This window comes from Polaromonas sp. (assembly GCF_036676035.1).
GTDB lineage: Bacteria > Pseudomonadota > Gammaproteobacteria > Burkholderiales > Burkholderiaceae_C > Polaromonas.
Genome location: NZ_JAKFDR010000130.1, coordinates 25350 through 46536 on the forward strand (window position 1 = coordinate 25350; position 21187 = coordinate 46536).

Annotated in this window: 23 protein-coding genes and 1 tRNA gene; 11 read left to right on the plus strand and 13 right to left on the minus strand. The window is 61.2% G+C overall.

The window, feature by feature from the left end:
* Positions 1 to 130: 130 nt before the first annotated feature.
* From V6M61_RS20590 to hemP, 4 genes are all read left to right on the plus strand, one after another.
* Positions 131 to 808 (plus strand): energy transducer TonB, encoded by a 678-nt coding sequence (locus tag V6M61_RS20590; protein ID WP_332778474.1) that lies wholly within the window; start codon positions 131 to 133, stop codon positions 806 to 808.
* Positions 809 to 838: 30 nt separating this feature from the next.
* On the plus strand, positions 839 to 1552 hold the full coding sequence (locus tag V6M61_RS20595) for a MotA/TolQ/ExbB proton channel family protein (RefSeq protein WP_332778475.1): 714 nt from the start codon (positions 839 to 841) through the stop codon (positions 1550 to 1552).
* A gap of 10 nt (positions 1553 to 1562) precedes the next feature.
* The gene (locus V6M61_RS20600; protein WP_332778476.1) at positions 1563 to 1973 is read left to right on the plus strand and encodes an ExbD/TolR family protein; all 411 of its coding nucleotides are present in this window, start codon (positions 1563 to 1565) and stop codon (positions 1971 to 1973) included.
* Positions 1974 to 2094: 121 nt separating this feature from the next.
* Positions 2095 to 2316 (plus strand): hemin uptake protein HemP, encoded by a 222-nt coding sequence (gene hemP, locus V6M61_RS20605; protein ID WP_332778477.1) that lies wholly within the window; start codon positions 2095 to 2097, stop codon positions 2314 to 2316.
* A 254-nt stretch (positions 2317 to 2570) separates the two neighbouring features.
* Here the strand turns inward: hemP and V6M61_RS20610 are convergent, their stop codons facing one another.
* Positions 2571 to 2993: a GlcG/HbpS family heme-binding protein gene (locus tag V6M61_RS20610; protein ID WP_332778478.1), complete on the minus strand. Its 423-nt coding sequence runs from the start codon at positions 2991 to 2993 to the stop codon at positions 2571 to 2573.
* 198 nt (positions 2994 to 3191) lie between these two features.
* Here V6M61_RS20610 and V6M61_RS20615 point away from each other — a divergent pair, with 198 nt between their 5' ends.
* Complete coding sequence (locus tag V6M61_RS20615) at positions 3192 to 3881, plus strand: Bax inhibitor-1/YccA family protein (protein WP_332778479.1); 690 nt, start codon at positions 3192 to 3194, stop codon at positions 3879 to 3881.
* A 59-nt stretch (positions 3882 to 3940) separates the two neighbouring features.
* Here the strand turns inward: V6M61_RS20615 and rlmD are convergent, their stop codons facing one another.
* Complete coding sequence (gene rlmD / locus V6M61_RS20620) at positions 3941 to 5395, minus strand: 23S rRNA (uracil(1939)-C(5))-methyltransferase RlmD (RefSeq protein ID WP_332778480.1); 1455 nt, start codon at positions 5393 to 5395, stop codon at positions 3941 to 3943.
* Between the two features lie 57 nt (positions 5396 to 5452).
* Here rlmD and V6M61_RS20625 point away from each other — a divergent pair, with 57 nt between their 5' ends.
* Positions 5453 to 5860 (plus strand): VOC family protein, encoded by a 408-nt coding sequence (locus V6M61_RS20625; RefSeq protein ID WP_332778481.1) that lies wholly within the window; start codon positions 5453 to 5455, stop codon positions 5858 to 5860.
* 79 nt (positions 5861 to 5939) lie between these two features.
* On the opposite strand, the gene V6M61_RS20630 is transcribed toward V6M61_RS20625, so the two are convergent.
* A tRNA-Val gene (locus V6M61_RS20630) sits at positions 5940 to 6014 on the minus strand.
* A 29-nt stretch (positions 6015 to 6043) separates the two neighbouring features.
* Positions 6044 to 6757, minus strand: a complete 714-nt coding sequence (gene dnaQ / locus V6M61_RS20635) for a DNA polymerase III subunit epsilon (RefSeq protein WP_332778505.1) — start codon at positions 6755 to 6757, stop codon at positions 6044 to 6046.
* A gap of 371 nt (positions 6758 to 7128) precedes the next feature.
* Between dnaQ and V6M61_RS20640 the strand changes: the two genes are divergently transcribed.
* Genes V6M61_RS20640 through V6M61_RS20650 form a run of 3 tightly spaced genes read left to right on the plus strand, consistent with a single transcriptional unit; the run spans position 7129 to position 10022 of the window.
* Positions 7129 to 7908, plus strand: a complete 780-nt coding sequence (locus V6M61_RS20640) for a DUF2860 family protein (protein ID WP_332778482.1) — start codon at positions 7129 to 7131, stop codon at positions 7906 to 7908.
* A gap of 58 nt (positions 7909 to 7966) precedes the next feature.
* Positions 7967 to 8314 carry a hypothetical protein gene (locus V6M61_RS20645; protein ID WP_332778483.1) on the plus strand — a complete coding sequence of 116 codons (348 nt, stop codon included), beginning with the start codon at positions 7967 to 7969 and terminating at the stop codon, positions 8312 to 8314.
* Positions 8315 to 8372: 58 nt separating this feature from the next.
* On the plus strand, positions 8373 to 10022 hold the full coding sequence (locus V6M61_RS20650) for an SdrD B-like domain-containing protein (protein ID WP_332778484.1): 1650 nt from the start codon (positions 8373 to 8375) through the stop codon (positions 10020 to 10022).
* 99 nt (positions 10023 to 10121) lie between these two features.
* On the opposite strand, the gene fdx is transcribed toward V6M61_RS20650, so the two are convergent.
* The 8 genes from fdx to uvrB all read right to left on the minus strand — a co-directional run bounded on the left by fdx (position 10122) and on the right by uvrB (position 18111).
* Entirely contained in the window at positions 10122 to 10460 is a 339-nt protein-coding gene (fdx, locus tag V6M61_RS20655) for an ISC system 2Fe-2S type ferredoxin (RefSeq protein WP_332778485.1), read from the minus strand.
* A gap of 32 nt (positions 10461 to 10492) precedes the next feature.
* Complete coding sequence (hscA, locus tag V6M61_RS20660) at positions 10493 to 12367, minus strand: Fe-S protein assembly chaperone HscA (protein ID WP_332778486.1); 1875 nt, start codon at positions 12365 to 12367, stop codon at positions 10493 to 10495.
* Between the two features lie 19 nt (positions 12368 to 12386).
* Entirely contained in the window at positions 12387 to 12905 is a 519-nt protein-coding gene (hscB, locus tag V6M61_RS20665) for a Fe-S protein assembly co-chaperone HscB (protein WP_332778487.1), read from the minus strand.
* A 63-nt stretch (positions 12906 to 12968) separates the two neighbouring features.
* Positions 12969 to 13292 (minus strand): iron-sulfur cluster assembly protein IscA, encoded by a 324-nt coding sequence (gene iscA / locus V6M61_RS20670; protein WP_332778488.1) that lies wholly within the window; start codon positions 13290 to 13292, stop codon positions 12969 to 12971.
* 29 nt (positions 13293 to 13321) lie between these two features.
* The gene (gene iscU / locus V6M61_RS20675; protein ID WP_332778489.1) at positions 13322 to 13708 is read right to left on the minus strand and encodes a Fe-S cluster assembly scaffold IscU; all 387 of its coding nucleotides are present in this window, start codon (positions 13706 to 13708) and stop codon (positions 13322 to 13324) included.
* Positions 13709 to 13830: 122 nt separating this feature from the next.
* Positions 13831 to 15048 carry an IscS subfamily cysteine desulfurase gene (locus V6M61_RS20680; protein ID WP_332778490.1) on the minus strand — a complete coding sequence of 406 codons (1218 nt, stop codon included), beginning with the start codon at positions 15046 to 15048 and terminating at the stop codon, positions 13831 to 13833.
* Positions 15049 to 15156: 108 nt separating this feature from the next.
* The gene (gene iscR / locus V6M61_RS20685; protein WP_332778491.1) at positions 15157 to 15693 is read right to left on the minus strand and encodes a Fe-S cluster assembly transcriptional regulator IscR; all 537 of its coding nucleotides are present in this window, start codon (positions 15691 to 15693) and stop codon (positions 15157 to 15159) included.
* A 297-nt stretch (positions 15694 to 15990) separates the two neighbouring features.
* Positions 15991 to 18111, minus strand: coding sequence for an excinuclease ABC subunit UvrB (gene uvrB / locus V6M61_RS20690; protein ID WP_332778492.1), 2121 nt, complete (start codon positions 18109 to 18111; stop codon positions 15991 to 15993).
* A gap of 205 nt (positions 18112 to 18316) precedes the next feature.
* On the opposite strand from uvrB, the gene V6M61_RS20695 reads away from it, so the two are divergent.
* Both V6M61_RS20695 and V6M61_RS20700 read left to right on the plus strand, forming a co-directional pair.
* Positions 18317 to 19513 carry an amino acid aminotransferase gene (locus tag V6M61_RS20695; protein WP_332778493.1) on the plus strand — a complete coding sequence of 399 codons (1197 nt, stop codon included), beginning with the start codon at positions 18317 to 18319 and terminating at the stop codon, positions 19511 to 19513.
* Positions 19497 to 20078: a nucleotidyltransferase family protein gene (locus V6M61_RS20700; RefSeq protein ID WP_332778494.1), complete on the plus strand. Its 582-nt coding sequence runs from the start codon at positions 19497 to 19499 to the stop codon at positions 20076 to 20078. The genes V6M61_RS20695 and V6M61_RS20700 overlap by 17 nt, the downstream gene beginning before the upstream one ends.
* Before the next feature lie 116 nt (positions 20079 to 20194).
* On the opposite strand, the gene ygiD is transcribed toward V6M61_RS20700, so the two are convergent.
* Positions 20195 to 21049 (minus strand): 4,5-DOPA dioxygenase extradiol, encoded by an 855-nt coding sequence (gene ygiD / locus V6M61_RS20705; RefSeq protein WP_332778495.1) that lies wholly within the window; start codon positions 21047 to 21049, stop codon positions 20195 to 20197.
* Positions 21050 to 21187: the final 138 nt, after the last annotated feature.

Here is a 21187-nt window from a genome sequence, read left to right on the forward strand (position 1 = left end):
TTGCCCGGCAGCCTGCTGCTGGTGCTGGGTTCGGCCTGGTGGATATTTCGCCGCTAGCCGGCTGGCCAGCCCACCGGCCCGGTAAAACCGGCGGCCCCTGCGTGCACCGGCACCCTAAACTACATCCCTGATGAACGCTCCCGCCCTTTCAAGCCCGCTAAGCCTACCCGTCAACCGCAACGCCGTCATTGCCTCGGTGGTCGTCGCATTGCACGTACTGCTGCTCTGGGCCCTGCAAAGCGGCTTGCTGATGCGCGCCGCTGAAATGATGGTGCCGGCGATCATCCTTTCGGAGATCGTCAATCCACCCACGGCCAAAGCCGAGCCCGTCCCTCCTGCGCCACCAACACCACCCGTGCCGGTGAAAAAAGCCGTCGCCAGAGCCCCGGCCCCCATCCTGCCCACACCCCAGTTGATGGCCGTTGCGGATACCAGCCCCGCGCCGAATGCGGCCACGACCGTGGCCGCCCCCCAACCCCCGGCCGCGCCAGCCGCCGTCGCGGCGGCCCCCGCAGCCCCGGCTGCGGTGCAGCTGCCGTCCAGCGATGCCGACTACCTGCAAAACCCGAAACCAGCTTATCCAAACCGCAGTTGGAAACTAGGTGAGCAAGGCCAGGTCATTCACAGCGTATTGATTGGCGTGGATGGTCGCCCCGTCAGCGCCAAGCTGGTCAAGTCCAGCGGCTTTGAACGGCTCGACAAAGCAGCCTATGACGCCATCATGAAGTGGCGCTTCACACCCGGCAAACGCAACGGCGTCCCGGAGGCCATGTCCTTCAACGTGCCGATCAATTTCGTTCTTGAATAAGTTTTTTGAAAACCGTGGAGTATTGAATTCATGAATTCCCAATTCGGCCTTGCCAACGTCTGGAGCCAGGGCGATATCGTCACCAAGTCCGTGGCCCTGCTGCTGCTGGTGATGTCGCTGGCCTCGTGGATGGTTATCATCATCAAGACGCTGGACCTGTTCAGGTACAAGAAAATCGCCAGGGCCGCCGAAGACTTCTGGCACAGCGAAGACTTTGCCGCCGGACTGACAAAGCTGGGCTCGGACCCGTCCAACCCCTTTCGCCAGCTGGCCCTCGAAGGCCGTGAGGCCACGGCCCACCACCGCAACACCAAGGCCCACCTGCACGACGCGCTGGACGTGAGCGACTGGGTCACGCGCTGCCTGCGCAACACCATCGACGAGTTCACCGGCAAGCTGCAGTCGGGCCTGGCCATCCTCGCATCGGTAGGCTCCACCGCACCGTTTGTCGGCCTGTTCGGCACGGTCTGGGGCATTTACCACGCGCTGCTGTCGATTGGCGCAGCCGGCCAGGCCACCATTGACAAGGTGGCCGGCCCGATTGGCGAGTCCCTGATCATGACGGCGCTGGGCCTGGCCGTGGCCATTCCGGCGGTGCTGGGCTACAACGCGCTGGTGCGCGGCAACAAGGGCGTGCTGCAAAAGCTCAACCGCTTTGCGCATGACCTGCACGCCTACTTTGTCACCGGCGCCCGCGTCAGCGCCGCGGGCCCGGCCAATGTCGTGCCGATGAAGAAGGCCTGAGAAAAACACCATGGCCTTTGGAACCCAAGACGACAGCGATGACGTGATGAACGAGATCAACATGACGCCGCTGGTCGACGTGATGCTGGTGCTGCTCATCATCTTCATCATCACCGTGCCCGTGATGAAACATTCGGTCAACATCGACCTGCCGCGCGCGACCAACGAGGCACAAAACACCAAGCCGGAAACCGTGCGCCTGAGCGTGGACGCCCAGGGCGCCTACTTCCTCGACGAGGCACGGATTGAAGACAAGGATCTGCCGGCCCGGCTGCAGGCGGTGGCGGCACGCGAGCCGCAGCCCGATCTGCACATTCGCGGCGACAAGACGGTGCGCTACGAACGCGTGGCCCAAGCCATGGCAGCGGCGCAGCAGGCGGGCCTGCGAAAAATCGGCTTCATCACGGAGCCGCAGCACTGATGGTCTGATCACGGCAGCAATTGCCAGCCGGGTTCTCCCAAAAAATATAGCCGGCTGCGCTTGACTTTTAATTGAGAATGATTATCATTTAATAACTGACACTCAAGAAGCAGCCATCACCATGTCTTTAGCCCTGCCCTCAGCCCCCCTGGCTCCCGCCACGCTACATCTACCCGCCAGGTCGGCGGCCAGCCAGCAAGACATGGACGTGGTCAACGCCACGCCTTTTTCCGTGAACAGCACCGACCTGCTGCGTGGGCAGAAAGCGGTCGAGATTACCCATAACGGCGCCGTCTACCGGCTGCAGGCCACGCGCCTGGGCAAGCTGATTCTGACCAAGTAGGCGCAGCAGCACGGCATCGATTTCATAGTTTCATCGTGGGGCGATCCGGGACTTGTGCAACAAGTCTCAAGGTCGTTTTAGCCAGCCACGGACCTGCTTCAGGTCGTTTAGCCAGGCTTTTTTTCACCCCTTTTCTTTTCAACCGCCCATCAAAAAAGCCGACCTCAGGTCGGCTTTTTTGCATCGAATCAGGGCCCTCCCCTTTCAGAATCTGCGCAAGAAGCTATCAAATTGATAGCTAAATGGCAGCCGGCTCAGCTCGCAGCAGATAACAGCCCGATGGCGGCAATGCCGGCACGTGCAATCTGTGCGTCTTCATTGGATTTGACACCGCTCACCCCCACCGCGCCCAGGCACTGGCCGTCTTTGAGAATGGGCACGCCGCCTTCAAGCATGCCGTGCAGGTAGGGCGCACTGAGGAACGAGGTGCGGCCGCCGTTGATGTTGTCTTCATAGACCTTGCTTTCGCGGCGGCCCATGGCGGCCGTGTTGGCCTTGGCGGGCGCGATGTGCGCCGAAATGGCGGCAACGCCGTCCATGCGCTGCAGGTGCAGCAGATGGCCACCGTCATCGACGATGGCAATGGTGACGGCCCAGTTGTTTTTCAGAGCCTCGGCCTCCGCAGCCGCAGCAATGAGTTTGACGTCAGCGAGTTCAAGGACTGGTTTTGATTTCATGGTGTTCTCAAAAAATGATTGGCAAAGATGCCAAGCATACGCAAATTTGGGGTGGTTTAGAGTGCTGATTGCCGGTTTATTGGCTGAAAGAGTCCTCACAAAAAGGAGACAGCAGAGCGCAAACTTTCCTTGAAAACGCGAACAGTCACCCTAAAATGATGGGGTCTGCATTTGCAGGCGCCTATGGAGATGACTCTCATGAATGAACAAGTTCAAACCCTTGACCATGGCTATGCGGTATCGGCCGCGCAGCGCAACAAGGTTTTGCGTAACACCTACTGGCTGCTGGCCCTGAGCCTGCTGCCCACCGTGCTGGGCGCCTGGCTGGGCGTGGCCACCGGTATCACCCGCTCGCTGGGCGGCGGACTGGGCCTGATCGTGTTCCTCGGCGGTGCCTTCGGCTTCATCTTCGCCATCGAGAAAACCAAAAACTCGGCGGCCGGCGTGCCGGTGCTGCTGGGCTTTACCTTCTTCATGGGCCTGATGCTGTCACGCATGATCGGCATGATCCTGGGCTTCAAGAACGGCTCCGAGCTGATCATGACCGCCATGGGCGGCACGGCCGGCGTGTTTTTCGTGATGGCCAGCCTGGCCAGCGTGATCAAGCGCGACATTTCCGGCATGGGCAAATGGCTGTTTGTCGGCGCCATGGTCGTGCTGGTCGGCAGCGTCATCAATGTGTTCGTCGGCTCCACGGCCGGCATGATGGCCATTTCGGTGGCGGTCATCGGCATTTTCAGCGCCTACATGCTGTATGACCTCAAGCAGATTCTCGATGGCGGTGAAACCAACTACATCAGTGCCACGCTGGCGCTGTACCTGGACCTCTTCAACGTGTTCCAGGCGCTGCTGGCCCTGCTGGGTATTTGGGGTGGCGACAACGACTAAGCCCTGCGCCCAGGGCGGCCAGGCGCTTCAATCAAAAAGGGACCTCGCGGTCCCTTTTTTCATGCCCGATCAAATACAGCAATGCTTTCGACGTGCGCGGTGTGCGGGAACATGTTGACCACGCCGGCGGCCGTGCAGCGGTAGCCGGCCTGATGGACCAGCAGGCCGGCATCGCGCGCCAGCGTCGCCGGGTTGCAGCTCACGTACACGATGCGCTGGGGCGGTTTCCAGTCGCCCAGCACCACGCTTTGCTGCTGCCCCGCGTCATCGCAGGGCACGCCGGTCACGCGCTGCTGGTGCAGTGCGGCCAGGGCCTTGGCCAGTTCAAACGCCCCCTCGCGCGGCGGGTCCACCAGCCACTTGTCGGCCACGCCGTCCTGTGTGAGCAGGGCCGGTGTCATTTCGAACAGGTTTCTTGCTACAAATCTGGTAGCTGCCAGCGCATGTCCTGTGCCGACTGACACCTTGTTTCTCTCCAGGTTTTCACGGGAACGGGCGACCAGCGCCTCACTGCCCTCAACGCCCAGCACTTCGCGCGCCCGGGTCGCCAGCGGCAGCGTGAAATTGCCCAGGCCGCAAAACCAGTCGATCACGCGCTCGTGCGGCTGCACGTCGAGCAGGCGCAGTGCGCGCGAGACCAGCACCTGGTTGATGTGCGGGTTGACCTGCGTGAAGTCGGTGGGCTTGAACGGCATGGTGACGCCAAACTCGGGCAGGCTGTAGCTTAGCAGCGGCACGTCTTCATCGAGCAGCTTGACGGTATCCGGGCCGCCCGACTGCAGCCACCATTGCAGCCCGGGATGAATCGCCGCAAAGGCCCGCAGTTTGGCGAGGTCGCCAGGGCTCAGCGGCTCCATGTGGCGCAGCACCATGGCCGTCACGTCGTCGCCGCAGGCCAGCTCGATCTGCGGCAAGGATTCCTTGGCGTCCATGCTGGCAATCAGGGCGCGCAGCGGCACCAGCATGTCGCTCACATGCCTGGGCAGCACATGGCACTCGGTCATGTCGGCCACATAGCTGCTCTTGCGCTCGTGAAAACCCACCAGCACCGTGCCTTTTTTGCGCACAAAACGCACCGACAGGCGCGCCCGGTAGCGGTAGTTCCAGGCCGGGCCTTCGATGGGCCGCAACAGGCTCTCGGCCTTGACCTTGCCCAGATGCCAGAGGTTGTCTTCCAGCACGCGCTGCTTGACGGCCACCTGGGCCCCTACATGCAGGTGCTGCATCTTGCAGCCGCCGCACGCCCCCTGGTGCAGGCCGAAGTGCGGGCAGGCTGGCTGCACGCGCTGCGACGACTCCCGGCCAATGCTGGTCAGCACGGCTTTTTCAAAACTGCTTTTCTTGCGGAAAACATGGGCCGTGACCTGCTCAAGCGGCAAGGCCCCTTCAATAAACACCACCTTGCCGTCAGGCCGGTGCGCAATCCCTTGCGCCTCGATGTCGAGGGACTCCACCTCCAGCCAGTCGGGCGCTGGGGTTTGATGGGTCGGGTTGTTTTGCATTTCATCGCTCATGCCCCAATTGTCTCAGGCTGCGCTACCATTTTGAGCAAGCACACTCAAGGAAGCCCTATGGAGCTGCGAATCTGCATTGATGTTGACGATATGGCGCGTGCCGTCGTCTTTTACACGCAGGGACTGGGCCTGCAGGTGGGCCGTCGCTTGGGGGACGACTGGGTCGAAGTGCTGGGCGCGGGCAGCCCGATAGACCTGCTGCTCGAGGCCTCGGGCAGCGTGCCGGCCAAAGGCAGCACCCGCAACTACCAGCGCCACTGGACCCCGGTGCACCTGGACTTTGTCGTGCCGGATCTGGACGCCGCGGTGGCCCGGCTGCAAGGTTTTGGCGCGGTCCTGGAAGCGCCGGCGACCGAGCGAGCCTGGGGACGCATCGCCGGCCTGGCCGACCCGTTTGGCCACGGACTGGACTTGCTGGAGTTCAAGGGGCGCGGCTATGACGAGTTGCTGCAGCCGTCAGCATGAATCGATTTGCTGCCAAATCAACCACACCCAAACGAAAAAAGGCCAAGTCAGAAGACTTGGCCTTTTTATATTTTTATTCTGGTGGGCGGTGGAGGCTTCGAACCTCCGACCCCTGCAGTGTGAATGCAGTGCTCTACCCCTGAGCTAACCGCCCTATTGGTCAGCCTCAGATTATATGCTGTTTTAGGCAGGAATTGCGGCTACTGTTCGCCAAACAGTTTTTCCCTTGCTGGCCTTGTCAATATCGCCCAGAAGTTTTTCGTGGTCTTTGACTTCCTGCTCATTGGCCAGCAGCAGCGGCAGGTCAAAGGTGCTCAGGTCGATGGCGGGCATGCTGCCGCCCTCCTGCGTGCTGCCGCCAAGGTCCATCACCAGGCTGTTTTGCCCGCGCGTGAGGTTGATGTAGACATCGGCCAGCAGCTCCGCATCCAGCAGGGCGCCGTGCAGGGTCCGGCCGGAGTTGTCCACGTCCAGGCGGTCGCACAGGGCATCGAGCGAGTTGCGTTTGCCCGGAAACATCTCCTTGGCCATCATCAGGCTGTCGGTGACCCTGGCCACGCAGTCCTTGATGGGGGGCTTGCCTATGAGTTCGAGCTCCTTGTTCAGAAAGCTGACGTCAAACGGCGCGTTGTGGATGATGATTTCCGCGCCCTGCAGGTAGTCCAGCAGTTCGTCGGCGATGGCCGCAAACTTGGGCTTGTCGCGCAAAAACTCGTTGCTGATGCCGTGCACCTTGAGCGCGTCTTCATGGCTGTCGCGCTCGGGATTGAGGTAAAAGTGCTTGTTGTTGCCAGTGAGCTTGCGGCCCATCAGCTCGACGCAGCCGATTTCGATGATGCGGTCGCCGTTTTCAGCGGAAAGACCGGTGGTTTCAGTGTCTAGAACGATTTGGCGCATAGGCAAGATTATCACTCCGGGTCGTGCCTCGTCGGGTGGGCGCGGACGGCCGCGTTGCTTCGTCACGACGGGGTGTGCTTCCGGCACCGCCACCTTCCGCGCATTCCAACGCATGAAGCACTCTCCCAAGCCTGGGCGTCAGCGACCCGCTTTCGATCTCAGTTCAGCCCATCAACCCATGCAGAAGAATTTACTACAAATTGTTGCAGCATTCCTGCAAGTTGCGTACTATGCATTTCGGGCGCCGACGAAGTCTTTGAAGCCTCCATCCTGCCAGCAATGGCTGTCCATCCCTACCCCATCGGCGGTTCATCCCGCTCAATCCGGGCGTTTCGCAAGAAGCTCGAACCATAAAAAGAACGGACACGTCAATGCGATTTAATTTAGTCCCCGCTTTCGTCTGCGCCTCAGTTTTGGCTGCTCTGGCTGGCCCGGCTCAAGCCGATGTCACCTTCAATGCGGGTGCCAGGCTGTCCCATGACAACAACGTCAATGGCTCACCCGATACACCGACCAAGGCGAATCAGCTCAGCGACAACTACCTGACCCTGAGCGCTTCCGCGGTGTACTTCACGCCGCTCGACGCCGCGCAAACCCGCTATTTCATCGGTCAGGTTGGCGCGCATTCTTCCGCCTTCAACAAATTCAACAACCTCGACAGTTCCATGCTGCTGGCGAGCGCGGGGCTCTACCAGCAGCTTTCCCCCACCTGGTCTGGCCAGGTCACGGGTCGCGGTTTTAACCGCGACACCAAGCAGACCGATCGCGATTCCGACGGCTTCGGCGCAACCCTTGAAATCAAGAACCAATTGAGCCCGACGCTCTGGGTCAAGGGGGTTGCCGACTACGAGGACAGCAAAGCCAATCTCGCCACTTTCAGCTATACCGGTAAAACGTACGGCGTGAATCTGGGCTACCTGCCGCGCAAGGAAACCTTCGTCAACTTCGGCTACAGCCACGCGACGCGTGATTTCAAAAGTGCCACGCCTTTCAGTGCCACCACGCAAACGCTGTTCGCCGACGTCTCACAACAGCTAGCGAAAAACTGGTACCTGAACGGCGGCTATGCCTATGGGCGCAATGATTCCAACGTTGCCGGAACAGCCTACACCAACCATACTGTGTCGCTTGGCCTGAACTTCAGTTATTGACAGCCCCACATTAGCTAACACCTGCATAGCGGTTCAACCCCACTGAAAGCTCATTGAAATGAACATCAAACTTGCAATTTCTACAGCGGCATGCGCCTTCATCGCCATCACCCCAGTCACTGCGGCAGCTCAAGCTGGGCCCACCCAGGCCGCCGGCAGCGCCGTAGCAGCGGGGCAAGCCGCACCCAACCCGCTTATCGGCTTCGGAAGCGGCACCGGCATGGGCCCCGGCGGCGGCGCGGGCAGCGCCAGCAGCCTGGCCGGCGGCTTTGGCTCCCCACTCAGCGGCAGCGGCTCGGGCAGCCAGGCCTTCGGCGGCGGCTTCACTCAGCAGCAAGCCCCCGGCTCCGGCCCGCTTTCCACGACCGGCACTGGCGCAGGCAGCGCAGCGATGAGGCCGCAATAATTTCTTTCCGAGTCATCCGCGTTCAATGACATCGACCCGGCAAACAAGGAGCATCGCAATGAACTATCCCGATAGCGGCACTGTATTTACCTCAGGTAAAAAAACCGGGTTCTCGCCCGCAGCACGCGCTCTCCTCCTGGGGCTGGCTTTGGTGTTGCCGGGCGCGGCGGCGCTGGCAATCGGTGAGCCCATTCCCGGCATCGACATCGTCGTTAAGTGCCTTGGATGCAAACCCCCTATCCATGGCATCACCGCCCCGACGAGATCGGACGGGGCGTATCAATTCAAAGAGCTGGCACCGGGAAACTATGACCTTTTTGTCGGCGGCCAGCGCGTGCAGACGATCAACGTCGGCGCAAATCGCAGCATCAGCGGCGTATTGAGCAGCGACGGTGGCAAGGCATCGATCACCTTCAACGGGCAGGTCGGTGTTGTACCGGACCTGCCAAGTGCCATCGTCACCACCCGTTCCAACATAAAACGGCCTGGCAAAGCAGTCGTTGACGACGCAGCGCCCGACGGGCCTCAGGGCGTCGCCGCCGAAGGCAGCAACATCAAGGCCACGGGCAATGTGTCGACAACCAGGAGAAGGATTGGAAGGCCTGGGGCGCTGGTCGAGGATGAAACAGCTCCTGGCATAGTGGGCGACCCCATTCCCGGCGTCGACTACCCTGTGAACCCCCGCCCCAGCCGCAAGATCACGGACAATGAAAGCCCAAAACCGACAGATAGAGGAATCCGTGTCGAGGTCGGGGATGTCGATGGGGATGGTCGTGACGAACTAAGCACAGGTCACGCCCCTAAAAAGGTCAGCCACGGCACCGGCCCCCATCGTTCGTTAAAAACGGGCGAGTCGGCGCCGGACGATGTACTGCCAAGCGCTCCTGTCAACGCTACACGTTCCAACAAAAAAGCGGGAATTGCAAAGGGTGACGGGGGCGCAAGGCCCGTGTCAACAACCCGAGGAACTGCTCCCCATCCGGAAAGCGGAGATACCGCACCGGGCATCTTTGATCGCTGGGGAAACCGCGCCCCTCCCCCTCCAGCTGATATCAATGGGGATGTAAAACCCGCAACGATTGTCAGCTCCGGTGCCACGCTCCAGTTAATGCCCAGCATCACCGTCAACCCCGTGAATGATGCCCCAAGCAAAGCAGCCGACCCAATTCCGACCGCATTCGGGCAACCGGTGACATTCACCGCAACGGTCGCTCCCGTCAACCCCGCGAACAATCCCCCGGGCATCGCGGGCCCTGGAGACCCCATCCCAGGCGTAGGGGTTGGACTTGAGGGTGACCCTGAAGGCGTAAAAATCACCACCAAGACTGACAAGACTGGGGCTTACCAATTCACCGGGCTGCCCGCCGGAAAATACAAACTCATTTTTCCGGGCCTGCCTGCCAAATCGATCACCATCGGCACCGATGGAAAAACCGGCGGCAAGGTGCTGCGTGACGGCAACAACGTGATCGTCACCGGCGACTTTGAAGGCAGTCCGGCCCGCAGCCAGGCAACTGCAAATCCCGTCCCCGATTTCCTGGGCGGCGGTTTTCCTGGCATTGGCAACGTCATGGGCGGCATTCTTCCTGGCATGAGTCCTGGCGCTGGGGGTCCTGGAGCTGGCCCTATGAGCCCTGCGGCTGGTCCTATGGGCCCTGGTGGTCCTGCCGGTCCTATGGGTCCCGGTGCTGGTGCAATCCGCCGGTAATTTCTTACGCTGCCAATGATTGGCCCGGAACGTCCGGTCGCTGAACTTCAGGCAGCGTCCAACGGGCTTACCGCCCGGGACTGCAGGCCAGGGCGCAAATCAGTGCTCTTCTTTGGCGTAGTTGATGGAGTACTTGGGTATCTCCACGGTCACGTCGGTCTGCGCCAGGAAAGCCTGGCAGCTCAGGCGCGAATTGGGCTCCAGGCCCCAGGCGCGGTCCAGCAGGTCTTCTTCGTTCTCATCCAGCTCGTTGAGCGACTTGAAGCCCTCCCGCACGATCACGTGACAGGTGGTGCAGGCACAGCTCATGTCGCAGGCGTGCTCGATGTTGATGTGGTTGTCGAGCATTGCCTCGCAGATCGAGGTGCCGGCCGGTGCGCTGACTTGCGCACCGTTGGGGCAGTACTCGGGATGGGGCAGGATCTTGATGATGGGCATGGCGTGCAGTCTGTGGATGAATAGGCCTGGCGTCAGACCGTCTCGATGTTTTTGCCGGCCAGGGCTTTTTGAATGCCCCGGTTCATGCGCTGGGCGGCAAAGCTTTCGGTGCCTTTGGCCAGCGCCTGGTTGGCGGCCTCAATGGCCGCAGCATCGCCATGCAGGCGGGCATGGCCAAGGCTAACCATCAGGTGGTCAATCTTCGCCCGCGCGTTGGGCGTCAACAGGTCAGCGTCCGCCGCCAGCGCGCTCTGGGTGGCCAGGATCAGGCGGTCGGCGTCGACCTGCGCCTCGGCCAGCGCACGCGCCTGCATGTCTTGCTGGGCCGTGGAAAAGCTGTCTTGCAGCATGCGGGCGATCTCGTCATCGGTCAGGCCATAAGAGGGCTTGACTTCAATGTGCGCTTCCACCCCGCTGCGCTGCTCTTTGGCGCTGACGCTGAGCAGGCCGTCGGCGTCCACCGTGAAGGTCACGCGGATGCGCGCCGCGCCGGCGGCCATGGGCGGGATGCCGCGCAGCTCGAAGCGGGCCAGGCTGCGGCAGTCGGCCACCAGATCGCGCTCGCCCTGCACCACATGCAGCGCCAGCGCGGTCTGGCCGTCCTGGTAGGTGGTGAAGTCCTGCGCCATGGCCGTGGGAATGGTCTGGTTGCGCGGCACGATGCGTTCGACCAGGCCGCCCATGGTTTCAATGCCCAGCGACAGGGGAATTACATCGAGCAGCAGCAAGTCGTCGCCGGTGTGGTTGCCGGCCAGTTGGTTGGCGGAAATGGCCGCGCCCAGCGCCACCACTTCGTCAGGGTTGAGGTTGACCAGCGGCTCGCGGCCAAAAAAGTGGGCTACCGCCTGGCGCACCTGCGGCATGCGGGTGGACCCCCCGACCAGCACCACGCCCTTGATCTCGTCCTTGGTCAGCCTGGCGTCGCGCAAGGCCTTGCGCACGGCGGCGAGGGTGCGGCCGGTCAGGTCGGCCGTGGCGGCCTCGAAGTCTTCAGCCTTGATGTCAAAACTGATGCTGCCCCCCGTCAATTGGGCGTCAACAGCTACTGAATTCGTAGCAGACAGCGCTTCCTTGGCCGCCCGGGTGGCCTTGTGCAAAGTGGCCTTGTCGGTCGGCGTGAGCTGAGCTAGCGCCAAACCGGCCCTGGCCAGCACCCAGTCGGCCAGCGCGCGGTCGTAGTCGTCGCCGCCGAGCGCGGAGTCGCCGCCCGTGGCCACCACCTCAAACACGCCCTGCGTCAGGCGCAGGATGGAAATGTCAAAGGTGCCGCCGCCCAGGTCGTAAATGGCGTAGACGCCTTCACTGGCGTTGTCCAGGCCATAAGCGATGGCGGCGGCGGTGGGCTCGCTGATCAAGCGCAGGACGTTCAGTCCGGCCAGCTGCGCGGCGTCTTTGGTGGCCTGACGCTGGGCGTCGTCAAAGTAGGCAGGAACGGTGATGACGGCGCCGTACACCTCATCGTCAAACGTGTCCTCCGCGCGAAAGCGCAGCGTGGCCAGGATTTCGGCGCTGATCTCGACCGGGCTCTTCTCGCCGGCCACCGTGTCCAGCGTGACCATGCCGGGCTTGTCGAGCAGCGCATAAGGCAGCTGAACACGGCTGCCAATCTCATGGATGCCGCGCCCCATCAGGCGCTTGACCGAGGCGACCGTGTTTTGCGGGTCCTGCACCTGCGCGGCCAGGGCGTCAAAGCCGATCTGGCGCTTGCCGGCTCCCTGGGCGTCGATCAGGTAGCGCACCACGCTGGGCAAAAGGACGCGGCCTTCGGCGTCGGGCAGGCACTCGGCCACGCCGTTGCGCACGCTGGCCACCAGCGAGTGCGTGGTGCCCAGGTCGATGCCGATCGCAATGCGCCGCTGGTGCGGGTCAGGCGTCTGGCCGGGTTCGGATATTTGCAGTAGTGCCATGGCGTTGTCTTGTGATGCCTTATTGTCCCAGCTGGTCGATGCGGGCATCGATCTCGTGGGCAAAACGCTCAATGAACATAAGGCTTCTCACCTGCTGGGCCGCGGCCGGGTAATCCTTGTCCACATCCAGCGTGTGCTCTATTTTTAATAGCTGCTTGCGCTTGGCCAGCAAGCACTGGGCGGCTATTTCCTCCAGGTCTTCGAGGCTTTGGGCCTCTTCCAGCGCTTCACGCCACTGCATTTGCTGCATCAGGAAGTCCGCCGGCATGGCCGTGTTGCTCTCGGCATTGATGGGCGCGCCGTGCAGCTCGCACAGGTAAGTCGCCCGCTTCAGGAAATCCCGCAGCCGCTGGTAAGCCTCGTTGATGCGCACCGACCACTGCATGGCCACGCGCTGGGCGGCGGCACCCTGCGCCGCAAACTTGTCGGGGTGGGCCTCGCGCTGCAACTCTTTCCAGCGGGCGTCAATGGCCTTGCCGTCCTGCGCAAAACGCACCGGCAGGTTAAACAGCTCGAAATCGTTGGATTGCAGGTTCATGCGTTTTCAATAAAAAACCGCCAGCACGGTCGTGTTTGGCGGTTTCATCGGGATACCGGGCGCTCAGACTCGGAAGCTCTCTCCGCAACCGCAACGATCACGCTCATTGGGGTTGTTGAACTTGAAGCCTTCATTAAGGCCCTCGCGCACGAAATCGAGCTGGGTGCCATCGATGTAGGCCATGCTTTTGGGGTCGACCAGCACCTTGACGCCGTTGTCTTCAAAGACCACGTCCTCAGGTGCGATTTCGTCGGCGTACTCCAGCTTGTAAGCCAGGCCGGAGCAGCCTGTGGTTTTGACGCCCAGGCGCACACCCACCCCCTTGCCCCGCTTGCGCATGTAGCGGGTCACGTGGCGGGCAGCAGCGTCGGTCAGGGTAACGGACATTTGAATCGCTCGAAATTAGTGCGTATGAATCAATGCGTGTGCTTTTGCTTGTAATCAAGCACGGCAGCCTTGATGGCGTCTTCGGCCAGGATGGAGCAGTGGATTTTCACGGGCGGCAGGGCGAGTTCTTCGGCAATCGCGCTGTTCTTGATGCTCGCCGCTTCGTCCAGCGTCTTGCCCTTGACCCACTCGGTCACGAGGGAGCTGGACGCAATGGCCGAGCCGCAGCCATACGTCTTGAAGCGTGCATCCTCAATCACGCCGGTTTGCGGGTTGACCTTGATTTGCAGCTTCATCACGTCACCGCAGGCCGGGGCGCCGACCATGCCGGTGCCCACGGTGTCGTCGCCTTTTGCAAACGAGCCGACGTTGCGGGGGTTTTCATAGTGATCTACCACTTTCTCAGAATAAGCCATGATCAATTCCTTCCGTTAAATTCGTGTCTTTACCAGTGACAGCGTGGAACCGGCTTTGCCGGGCCGCAGGTGTCGCCCTCTTGAGGGGGAGGCAACGCAAGCTGCTTCGGGGGTGTTCCATTTCAATGCGCTGCCCACTGGATGGTGGACAAGTCGACACCATCCTTGAACATCTCCCACAAGGGCGAGAGCTCACGCAGCTTGGCCACGTTTTCCTTGATGACGGCGACCGCGTAATCGATCTCTTCTTCGGTGCTCCAGCGGCCAATCGTCATGCGCAGGCTGCTGTGGGCCAGTTCATCGCTGCGGCCCAGCGCGCGCAGCACGTAGCTGGGCTCCAGGCTGGCCGAGGTACAGGCCGAGCCGCTCGATACGGCCAGCCCCTTGATGCCCATGATCAGCGACTCGCCTTCGACAAAATTGAAGCTCATGTTCAGGTTGTGCGGCACGCGCTTGTCCGGGTGCCCGTTCAGGAACACCTCTTCGATGTCCTTGAGACCGTTCAGCATGCGGTCGTGCAGGGCCTGGATGCGCTTGTTTTCTTCGTGCATCTCGGCCTTGGCAATGCGGTAGGCCTCGCCCATGCCCACGCACTGGTGTGTTGGCAGGGTGCCGGAGCGCATGCCGCGCTCGTGCCCGCCACCGTGCATTTGCGCTTCCAGCCGCACACGGGGTTTGCGCCGCACGTACAGGGCGCCAATACCCTTGGGGCCGTAGGTCTTGTGCGCGGTCAGGCTCATCAGGTCAACGGGCAGCGTGGCCAGGTCGATATCCACCCGGCCCGTGGCCTGGGCGGCATCCACATGGAAAATAATGCCTTTTTCGCGGCACAGGGCGCCAATCGCCGGGATGTCCTGGATCACCCCAATTTCGTTGTTCACAAACATGACGCTGACCAGAATCGTGTCGGGGCGGATGGTGGCCTTGAGCGCATCCAGATTGAGCAGGCCATCGGTCTGCACATCCATGTACGTCACCTCAAAGCCCTGGCGCTCCAGTTCGCGGCAGGTATCGAGTACGGCCTTGTGCTCGGTCTTGACCGTGATGATGTGCTTGCCCTTGGTTTTGTAAAACTGGGCGGCCCCTTTGATGGCCAGGTTGTTGGACTCGGTCGCGCCGCTGGTCCAGACGATTTCGCGCGGGTCAGCCCCGATCAGGTCCGCCACTTGCCCGCGGGCTTTCTCGACCGCGGCTTCGGCCTCCCAGCCCCAGGCATGGCTGCGCGAAGCGGGATTGCCGAAATGCTCGCGCAACCAGGGAATCATGGCGTCCACCACCCGCGGGTCGCACGGGTTCGTGGCGCTGTAGTCCATATAAATCGGGAAATGTGGGGTATCCATAAGTGGCTAGCTCTTTACTTCACAGGCTGGCTGACAGCATAAAAAGACGATGACTAAGCATCCGGGACGGTGACTCAGGCTCGGGGCTTTTGATGTGACCTTGAAAAATCAGGTCTTTGAAAAGACGTTACCCAAGGCAAACACCGAGTTCGGTGCATTGACACGGATAGGCTTGACCGCAGGCGCGGTAAAGATCGCTTTTTTCACCTGGGGTGTATTTTCAACCACGACGCCCTTGGCCAGTTGGTCATCGACCAGTTTTTGCAGGGTCACGGAGTCAAGAAACTCCACCATGCGGCTGTTCAGGGAGGCCCAGAGCTCGTGCGTCATGCAGCGCCCGCCCTCGCCCTGGCAATTTTCCTTGCCGCCGCATTGCGTTGCATCGATGGGCTCATCCACCGACACAATGATGTCGGCCACGGTAATTTCTGTGGCTTTTCGACCTAATGTGTAACCGCCGCCAGGGCCTCGGGTGGATTCGACCAGTTCGTGACGGCGCAATTTGCCAAACAACTGCTCGAGGTAAGACAGGGAGATTTGCTGGCGCTGGCTGATCGCAGCCAAAGTTACAGGGCCTTTGTTCTGGCGCAGGGCCAGATCAATCATGGCAGTGACCGCAAAGCGGCCTTTAGTCGTGAGACGCATAGCAAGCTCCTTTAGTTGGCTTGTTCACCGTTAAAACACCTCGCACGCCTGTATCTGCACGCTAAGGCCCCGTCTCCGCCCATTTGACGGCACCTCATGGACATGAAGCGCCGTCCCGTTCATCGCTGTTTTGTGAGTCTTTAGTCTTGTTGTTGACTGTTTAAGTCAAGTATAACACAAGCCCAAACGTTCCACTCGGACAAAAATACTTATCAGTCTTCATTTGACCTGTAAAGTACCATTCCCTTGCTTGGCGTCACTTCAATTTACAAATTACGGGTTTACCCTGGCTGAGACTTAAACCAGTTTGGGGCTGGCCGACGCAATCACAAGTACGTTATCGGTCCCCGGCGCCCCAAAAGCCTGCGCCTTGAGAACGTGCAGCTGATCGCGCACATTGGCGGCCTTTTCAAACTCCAGGTTTTTGGCGTGCTCGATCATCTGTTTTTCCAGCCGCTTGATTTCACGGGCGATGTCTTTCTCGCTCATGTCCTCCACCAGCGCCTTCTGCAGCTCGAGCTTTTCGGCCTCTTTGCCTGATTTTTCGCTGTACACCCCGTCAATCAGGTCCTTGATGCGCTTGACCACGCTGCGCGGCGTGATGCCGTTTGCCAGGTTGAAGGCCATCTGCTTGTTGCGGCGCCGCTCGGTTTCGCTGATGGCCTTTTGCATCGAGTCCGTGATGCGGTCGGCGTACAAAATGGCGCGGCCATTGAGGTTTCGGGCCGCGCGGCCTATGGTTTGGATCAGGCTGCGCTCGGCCCGCAAAAAGCCTTCCTTGTCGGCATCGAGAATCGCCACCAGCGACACCTCGGGAATGTCCAGGCCCTCGCGCAGCAAATTGATGCCCACCAGCACGTCAAAGGTGCCCAGGCGCAGGTCGCGCAAGATCTCGACCCGCTCCACCGTGTCGACATCGCTGTGCAAGTAACGGACCTTGACGCCGTTGTCGGTCAGGTAGTCGGTCAACTGCTCGGCCATGCGCTTGGTCAGCGTGGTGATCAGCACGCGCTCGTTTTTCTCCACCCGGATGCGGATTTCCTGCAAGACGTCATCGACCTGATGCGTGGCCGGCCGCACTTCGACTTCCGGGTCCACCAGCCCGGTGGGCCGCACCACCTGCTCGACCACCTGGCCGGCATGTTCCTGCTCGTAGGCCGCCGGCGTGGCCGAGACAAAAACCGCCTGGCGCATCTTGCTTTCGTACTCTTCAAACTTGAGCGGCCGGTTGTCCAGCGCGCTGGGCAGGCGAAAGCCATACTCCACCAGCGTGGTTTTGCGCGAACGGTCCCCGTTGTACATGGCGTTGAGCTGGCCGATCATGACGTGGCTCTCATCGAGGAACATCAGGGCGTCTTTGGGCAGGTAGTCGCACAGGGTCGCCGGCGGGTAGCCCGGCTGCGCGCCGCTCAGGTGCCGGGTGTAGTTCTCAATGCCCTTGCAATGGCCCACCTCGCTGAGCATTTCCAGGTCGAACCGGGTGCGCTGCTCCAGCCGCTGCGCCTCGACCAGCTTGCCCATGCCGACCAGTTCCTTGAGCCGCTCGGCCAGCTCCAGCTTGATGGTTTCCACCGCCGTCAGGACCTTGTCGCGCGGCGTGACGTAATGGCTGCGCGGGTAGACCGTGAAACGCGGAATTTTCTGGCGGATGCGCCCGGTGAGCGGGTCCAGCAGCTGCAGCGACTCGATCTCGTCGTCGAACAGCTCAATGCGGATCGCCAGCTCGCTGTGCTCGGCCGGAAACACATCGATGGTGTCGCCCCGCACGCGGAACTTGCCGCGTGAAAAATCCTGGTCATTGCGCTGGTACTGCATGCGGATCAGCTGGGCAATCACGTCGCGCTGGCCCATTTTGTCGCCGGCGCGCAGCGTCATCACCATCTGGTGGTAAGCCTCCGGCTGGCCGATACCGTAGATGGCGGAGACCGTGGCCACGATGACGACGTCGCGCCGCTCCATCACGCTCTTGGTGCAGGACAGGCGCATCTGCTCGATGTGCTCGTTGATGGCCGAGTCTTTTTCAATGAACAGGTCGCGCTGCGGCACGTAGGCCTCAGGCTGGTAGTAGTCGTAGTAGCTGACAAAGTACTCGACCGCGTTCTTCGGGAAAAACTCGCGAAATTCGCTGTAAAGCTGCGCCGCCAGCGTCTTGTTGGGCGCGAACACGATGGCGGGCCGCCCCAGCCGGGCAATCACATTGGCCATGGTGAAGGTCTTGCCCGAACCGGTCACGCCCAGCAGGGTCTGGAACACCTCGCCGTCGTTGACGCCCTCGACCAGCTGGGCGATGGCCGTGGGCTGGTCGCCCGCCGGCGGGAAGGGCATGAACAGCTGAAAAGGCGAATCGGGAAAACTGACGAATTCGCCGGGGCGGGATAAATCTGGCGAATCGGTCATGACTTCAGTGACTTCTGGCATACAACCTCAATCTGAGCCCGTTAAAATTCAGGGCAACCAGACAGAATACGACATTCGGATGAAATTTGGGATTGCAGGCCCGAAACACCCTGAATGGCAGCTGAATGTCAGCATAAAACCCGGTCAGAAAACCGGGGCCGTCCCGCTAATTGCCCGTACCGTTCATTACCCGTTGATTGCTTCTTAACTTTCTGAGGATTTTTTCATGTCTTTGTTTACCGCTGTCGAAATGGCCCCGCGCGATCCCATCCTGGGCCTCAACGAGCAATTCAACGCCGATACCAACCCGAACAAGGTCAACCTGGGCGTGGGCGTGTACTTCGACGACAACGGCAAACTGCCCCTGCTTGCCTGCGTGCAGGCCGCTGAAAAAACCATGATGGCCACGCCATCGGCACGCGGCTACCTGCCGATCGACGGCATTCCCGCCTATGACGCAGCTGTCAAAGGCCTGGTGTTTGGCGAAGGCAGCGAACCCGTCACCTCCGGCCGCGTGGCCACTGTCCAGGGCATAGGCGGCACCGGTGGCCTGAAGATAGGCGCAGACTTCCTCAGGCACCTCAATCCCAACGCCAAGGTGCTGATCAGCGATCCGAGCTGGGAAAACCACCGCGCCCTGTTCACCGAAGCCGGTTTCACGGTTGACAGCTACGCCTACTACGATGCGGTCAAGCGCGGCGTCAACTTCGAGGGCATGCTGGCCAGCCTGAACGCCGCCGCGCCCGGCACCATCGTCGTGCTGCACGCCTGCTGCCACAACCCGACCGGCTACGACATCACCCCCGCCCAGTGGGACCAGGTGATCGCCGCCGTCAAGGCCAAGGACCTCGTTGCCTTCCTCGACATGGCCTACCAGGGCTTTGGCCACGGCATTGCCGAAGACGGCGCCGTCATCGGCAAATTTGTGGCGGCCGGCCTGGATTTCTTTGTCTCCACTTCGTTCTCCAAGAGCTTCAGCCTGTACGGCGAACGCGTGGGCGCCCTGAGCGTGCTGTGCGAGAACAAGGAAGAAGCCGCCCGCGTGCTGAGCCAGCTCAAGATCGTGATCCGCACCAACTACTCCAACCCGCCCATCCATGGCGGGGCCGTGGTCGCTGCCGTGCTGGGCAACCCCGAACTGCGCGCCCTGTGGGAGCAGGAGCTGGGCGAGATGCGCGTGCGCATCAAGGCTATGCGCCAGAAACTGGTCGACGGCCTGAAGGCCGCCGGCGTGAAGCAGGACATGAGCTTCATCACCACGCAGATTGGCATGTTCAGCTACTCGGGCCTCTCCAAAGACCAGATGGTGCGCCTGCGCAACGAGTTTGGCGTCTACGGCACCGACACCGGCCGCATGTGCGTGGCCGCGCTGAACAGCAAAAACATCGACTACGTCTGCGCCTCGATTGCCAAGGTCGTCTGACACGGCCACCCCAGCGCAGTTCATTCGGGACGCGCTGCAAAACGGCCACAACCGCGCCATCCTGCAGCGCCTGCCGGCCCTGAAGCTGCCCGACGCCTGGCTGGTCGCGGGCTGCCTGTTCCAGACCGTCTGGAACCTGCGCTCAGGCCGGCTGCCCGAGGCGCAGATCAAGGACTACGACCTGTTCTACTTCGACGCCGCTGACTTGCCAGAGGCGGCCGAAGCCCAGGTCAACGAGCGGGTCCAGGCCTGCTTTGCCGACCTCGGCGTGCTGATCGAAGCGAAGAACCAGGCCCGCGTCCACACCTGGTATGAAGCGTATTTTGGTTTCCCCTACCCGGCCTTGCGCAGCTCGCGCGAGGGCATTGACCGTTTTCTGGTGCGCTGCACCTGCGTCGGTTTGAGCCAGGGGCCTTCAGGCATTGAGCTTTATGCACCGAACGGGCTGAACGCGTTGTACCAAGGGGTTCTGGCCCCCAACCCGCTGTGCAACCACCGCCCGCTGTTCGAGCAAAAGACGCTGGACTACCGGGCTCGCTGGGGCTGGCTGGAAATACACCCTTAAAAAATTGCAGGGTGTATTTCCGGTATTTCTTGTAAGAAAAATGCCTGTAGCCCAGTAAAAACGGGCGTAATTAGCTATCAAATTAGTAGCAAATTGCCTGGGTTGAACCGCCGGGCCTAGCCCCAAACCACCGAGCGCATCGAAATCGATGCACTTTGAAAATTGGTGTTGAAAAACCGCAGCGGCTCCCTGGCACCGACGGCGCCTGCGGCATACAGCAAGGGCAAATAATGGTCATGCGTGGGGTGCGCCATCTTGGCCACCTGCCCGAGCTTCAGGAAGCTCTGCAAGGCAGCCAGGTTGCCCTGCTGCAAGTAGCCACCAATGGTCTGGTCAAACTCCAGTGCCCAATCGTAAGCCTGGTTCGCCGCGGCACCGCGCTGGGTGGCGCGCAGGTTGTGCACGATGTTGCCACTGCCCACGATCAGCACACCGCGCTCGCGCAGGCCCTTGAGCTGCTGCGCCAGCGCGTAGTGCTCCTCGGGCGCACGGCTGTAGTCCATGCTCAGCTGGACCACCGGAATATCGGCCTTGGGAAACATGGGTTTGAGCACTGACCAGGTGCCGTGGTCCAGGCCCCACGCCTTCATGTCCAGCCCCAGCGGCGCGGAAGCCCGCTGCTTGACGACCTGGCTGATCTCGCGGGCGGCGTCGGGCGCGCCGGGCGCGGGGTACTGCTGGTCAAACAGCTCCTGCGGGAAACCGCCAAAGTCATGAATGGTTTTGGGCTGGGCCATGCCCGTCAGCCACCAGCCCTCGGTCAGCCAATGGGCTGAAATGCACAAAATGAGCTGCGGCTTGGGCCATTTGACGCCAAACTCCGCACCCAGCACCTGCCAGCTGCGGCGGTACTCGTTGTCGCCAATCGCGTTCATGGGGCTGCCATGGCCGACGAAAAGCACCGGCATCCTGTCGGTTTTGGGCAGCGACTGGAGCGGGGACAGGGAGGCGGCGTCGGCAAGAGAAGTCATGAGGGTTCCTGTAGGGGCCATCACAGGCCCCAGGGCGGCCGTGATGAAAGTTCTGCGTTGCATATTATTTATTAAGTGCTTTTATAAAGTGTTGCGTCCGCGCTGCCGCTGTCCGAACAACTCCACGGCATCGCCTGC